The organism is Streptomyces calidiresistens, assembly GCF_014141525.1.
In the GTDB taxonomy this organism is placed as follows: domain Bacteria; phylum Actinomycetota; class Actinomycetes; order Streptomycetales; family Streptomycetaceae; genus Streptomyces; species Streptomyces calidiresistens.
Genome location: NZ_VKHS01000519.1, coordinates 1 through 4040, shown reverse-complemented (window position 1 = coordinate 4040; position 4040 = coordinate 1). Strand labels below are relative to the sequence as shown.

At 74.1% G+C, this 4040-nt stretch carries 3 protein-coding genes; 2 read left to right on the top strand and 1 reads right to left on the bottom strand.

Annotated elements, in window-relative coordinates:
• Window positions 1–273 precede the first annotated feature (273 nt).
• Complete coding sequence (locus FOE67_RS18800; protein ID WP_182665837.1) at window positions 274–2631, top strand: MMPL family transporter; 2358 nt, start codon at window positions 274–276, stop codon at window positions 2629–2631.
• 125 nt (window positions 2632–2756) lie between these two features.
• Here FOE67_RS18800 and FOE67_RS18795 read toward each other — a convergent pair whose 3' ends face one another.
• Window positions 2757–3629 (bottom strand): methyltransferase domain-containing protein, encoded by an 873-nt coding sequence (locus FOE67_RS18795; protein ID WP_182665835.1) that lies wholly within the window; start codon window positions 3627–3629, stop codon window positions 2757–2759.
• A 28-nt stretch (window positions 3630–3657) separates the two neighbouring features.
• Here FOE67_RS18795 and FOE67_RS18790 point away from each other — a divergent pair.
• Window positions 3658–4040, top strand: a 383-nt coding sequence (locus tag FOE67_RS18790; RefSeq protein ID WP_323385043.1) for a GntR family transcriptional regulator, incomplete at its 3' end; no start/stop codon positions are given.

Here is a 4040-nt window from a genome sequence, read left to right as displayed (position 1 = left end):
CCGCACGCCCGGTCGCTCCCGGGCGACCCCGTCGTGCGCCGAGCCGTGCCCCGTGCAGGGGTTCTGCCGCTCGACCGGGCCCGCGCCCGCCGCGGCACCGGCTCCGTCCCCACCGCACCGGCCGGCCCCCCGGGCCCCCGGCACGGCACCTCCCGGTCCGCGGCACGCCGGAAAACCGGCGAAAAATCATCCGGAAACACGCGGAAAACCGAAGAACAGCCACACCGCCGGAATCTCCCCGCCGGCCCACCTCGATGGGAGAGCAGCCTTCTCATGGCGACATTCCTCTACGCGACAGGGCGTTTCACATACGCCTGGAGGCGCTGGGTCGCGATCTTCTGGGTCGCCCTGCTGGGCGTCGCCGGTGTCGCCGTCGCGACCACCGAATCCCAGCCCGCGACCGAGATCTCCATCCCCGGCACGGAGGCCCAGGAGGCCTTCGACCTGCTCTCCGAACGCTTCCCCGGCATGGGCGCCGACGGAGCCACCGCCCGGGTCGTCTTCCGGGCCCCGGACGGCGGGGAGATCACCGACCCGGCCAACACCGCCGCCGTGGGCGAGGTCGTCGCCGAACTCGAACGCAGCAGCGACCGCATCGCGCAGGTCGCCGACCCCTTCGAGTCGCAGGCCATCAGCCAGGACCTCACCACCGCCTACGCGCAGGTCTCCTATCAGGTCAGCGGCACCGAGCTGGAGGACGCCGAGCGCGAGGCGCTGCTGGAGGCCGCCGAGACCGGCCGCGACGCCGGATTGGTCGTGGAGATCGGCGGCGACGCCCTCTTCGAGATCCCGAGCACCGGCGTGGCCGAGGTGATCGGTGTCGCGGTCGCGGCGGTGGTGCTGGTCATCACCCTCGGCTCCCTGATCGCCGCCGGACTCCCGCTGATCACCGCCCTGATCGGGGTCGGCATCGCGGTGAGCGTCATCACCGTCCTCAGCGGCCCGCTCGAGCTGGACAGCACCACGCCGATCCTGGCGATGATGCTCGGCCTGGCCGTCGGCATCGACTACGCCCTGTTCATCGTCTCCCGCTACCGCGCCGAACTGGCCGCCGGCCACGACCGGCGGGAGGCCGTCGGCCGCGCGACCGGCACCGCCGGCTCGGCGGTCGTCTTCGCCGGACTGACCGTCATCATCGCCATGTGCGGCCTCGCGGTCGTGAACATCCCCGTCCTCACCAAGATGGGTCTGGCCGCGGCCGGCGCGGTGGCGATCGCCGTCCTCATCGGCATCACCCTGATCCCCGCCCTCCTCGGTTTCGCGGGCGAGAAGGTGCGCCCGCAGGTCAGCCGCCGCGCCGGCGCCAAGGGCGGAGCCCCCGTCGAGGGACTCCCCGCCGACGAGGAACGTCCCAACGCGGGCACCCGCTGGGCCCGCTTCGTGGTCCGGCGTCCCATCGCCGTCCTGCTGGTCGCCGTGGCCGGGCTCGGCGTGATCGCCGTACCGGCCACCCAGATGGAGCTCAACCTCCCGGACCAGGGCTCCGAGCCGCCCTCCACCACCCAGCGCCAGGCCTACGACATGCTCGCCGAGTCCTTCGGCCCCGGCTTCAACGGGCCGCTGCTGGTGGCCGTGGACACCGCCGGGGTGAACAACGGGCAGGACGCCGGCGCGATCGCCGGCGCCGTGGCCGAGAGCATCCAGGGCCTGGACAACGTCGTCGCGGTCACCGAGCCGATCCCCAACGAGACCGGCGACACCGCGATGCTCACCGTCATCCCCGGCTCCGCCCCCAGCACCGTCGAGACCGCCGACCTGGTGCACGACCTGCGCGAGGAGGCCCCCGCCTTCGCGGGCACCGGGGACGCCCGGGTCCTGGTCACCGGCCAGACCGCCATGGCCATCGACGTCTCCGAGCGGATCGACGACGCCATGGCCCCCTACCTGGCGGTCGTGGTCGGCCTGGCCTTCGTCCTGCTGACCGTCGTCTTCCGCTCCCTGTTGGTGCCGATCAAGGCCGGCCTGGGCTTCCTGCTCTCGGTCTTCGCCTCCCTGGGCGCCGTGGTCGCGGTCTTCCAGTGGGGCTGGCTGGCCGGCCTCTTCGGGGTCGAGGTCACCGGGCCCATCATGAGCCTGATGCCGATCTTCCTCATCGGTGTGGTCTTCGGCCTGGCCATGGACTACGAGGTCTTCCTCGTCACCCGGATGCGGGAGGCGTACGTCCACGGCGAGGACGCCCGGCAGGCGATCGTCACCGGCTTCCGGTACAGCGCCCGGGTGGTGACCGCCGCCGCGATCATCATGATCAGCGTCTTCGCGAGCTTCGTCAGCGCCGACGAACCCATGATCAAGATGATCGGCTTCGGCCTGGCCGCCGCGATCCTCTTCGACGCCTTCGTCGTCCGGATGGCCATCGTGCCCGCCGTGCTGGCGCTGCTCGGCCGCACCGCCTGGTGGCTGCCGGCCTGGCTGGACCGGATCCTGCCCAACGTGGACGTCGAGGGCGAGAAGCTGACCCGTCGGTCGCCCGCCGCCGAGCCCGTCGCGGCCGGGGTCGGCTCGACCCTCCCGGCGGGGCGGGGCGACGGGGCCGGTGGCGGGCCCGCCACCGGTTCGGCGGACCCCGATCGGCGCGCCGATTCCGCGTCCGTCGACGCCGAACGGGACGCCCCCTCCTCCCGGCGTCGCTGAGCGGCATCCGGCGCAAAACCCCCGGGCCCCGGCCCCCGCGCACCCCGCGCGGGGGCCGGGGGCCGTGCTCTCCCGGGTGGTCCTCCGGTGGACTTCACGGTGCCTTCCCGACGGGTGGCGCGTGCTCAGCGGGGAGCCCGCGCGGTCGCCCGGAAGAAGGTGTAGTGGAAAGTGCCCTCACCGTCGGCGGTGCGCCGCAGGTCGGCCATGCCGCGCTCCCATTCGTCGGCGGCCGGCCTCCCCTCCGCGAGCACGGCCGGTCGGGCCGCCTCGAAAACCGGCACGAACGTGCCGAGGACGAATCCGCTCCTCAGATCGGGCCGGGCCCGGTCCGCGCACACCGTGCGCGGCTCCACCCCCACTTCCCGGAACCCCGCGCCCCGCAGCAGAGGGGCCAACCGGCGCCCGATGAACGCGTTCCCACCGGCCCGCTCCTGCGCCCGCGCCTGAGCGGCGATCACCGCGCGCGCCGCCGCGCTGTCCGGATGCAGCAGGGTCGAGCCGTGGTCGCCCTCCACCACCGTCAACCCGCCGCCCGGGCGCAGCACCCGCAGCCACTCGGTCAGGGCCCGGGCGGGTTCGGCGAGGTGCTCCAGTACGAAACAGCCGAAGACGTGGTCGAACGAGGCGTCGGGAAAAGGCAGTTCCGTGACATCGGCACGGTGCCACCGCACCCGTCCCGCCGCAGTGGCCTCCGCGTGCCGCGCCCGGGCCCGGGCGAGCGAGGGGGCGGAGAGGTCCACCGCGTCCACCCGCGCCCCCGGTACGGCCAACAGGTGACCGGTCTGGGCCCCGGTCCCGCACCCCGCCTCCAGCACCCGACCGGTGATCGGGCCGCCGACCCCCTCCCGGTCGCCGTGCACCAGCGGCGCCAGGACGTCCGCCTGCGTGGTCAGCCGTTCGGCCTCGCGAGCCCCGTAGCCGTGGACATATCCGTTCCCCGCCCCTGCCTGCTCCGCACCGGGGCGGTCCCCGCCCCGGGTGATCGTGATCTCCATGCATCGAGCCTGTCGCCACAATGGACCGGTGAACAGGTCCGAAGAGAAGCCGAACGACAGGTCCGAAACAGGTGTCCCGGGGGCCCCGACACAGGCCGCCCCGACCCCCGCGACCACCCGCGGCGCGGACTTCCTCCACCTGGACCGCCGGGAGGCCCCCGTCGGCGGACTGGCCGACTGGCTGACCCACCGACTGCGCGAGGCGGTCGCGGACGGACGCCTGCCGGTGGGCAGCCGACTGCCCGCCGGCAGGACGCTCGCCGCCGAACTCGGGGTCTCCCGGGGCGTGGTCACCGAGGCGTACCGACGCCTGGGCGAGGACGGCCACCTGGCCGGGAACGGACGCCGGGGCACCGTCGTGGTCGCCGCGCCGGTCCGGCCCCCGGCACCCACCCCTCCGGGGCCCGGCAC

Coding starts and splice junctions, on each gene's coding strand:
- FOE67_RS18800 (WP_182665837.1), top strand. CDS start 274: ATGGCGACATTCCTCTACGCGACAGGGCGTTTCACATACGCCTGGAGG.
- FOE67_RS18795 (WP_182665835.1), bottom strand. CDS start 3,629: ATGGAGATCACGATCACCCGGGGCGGGGACCGCCCCGGTGCGGAGCAG.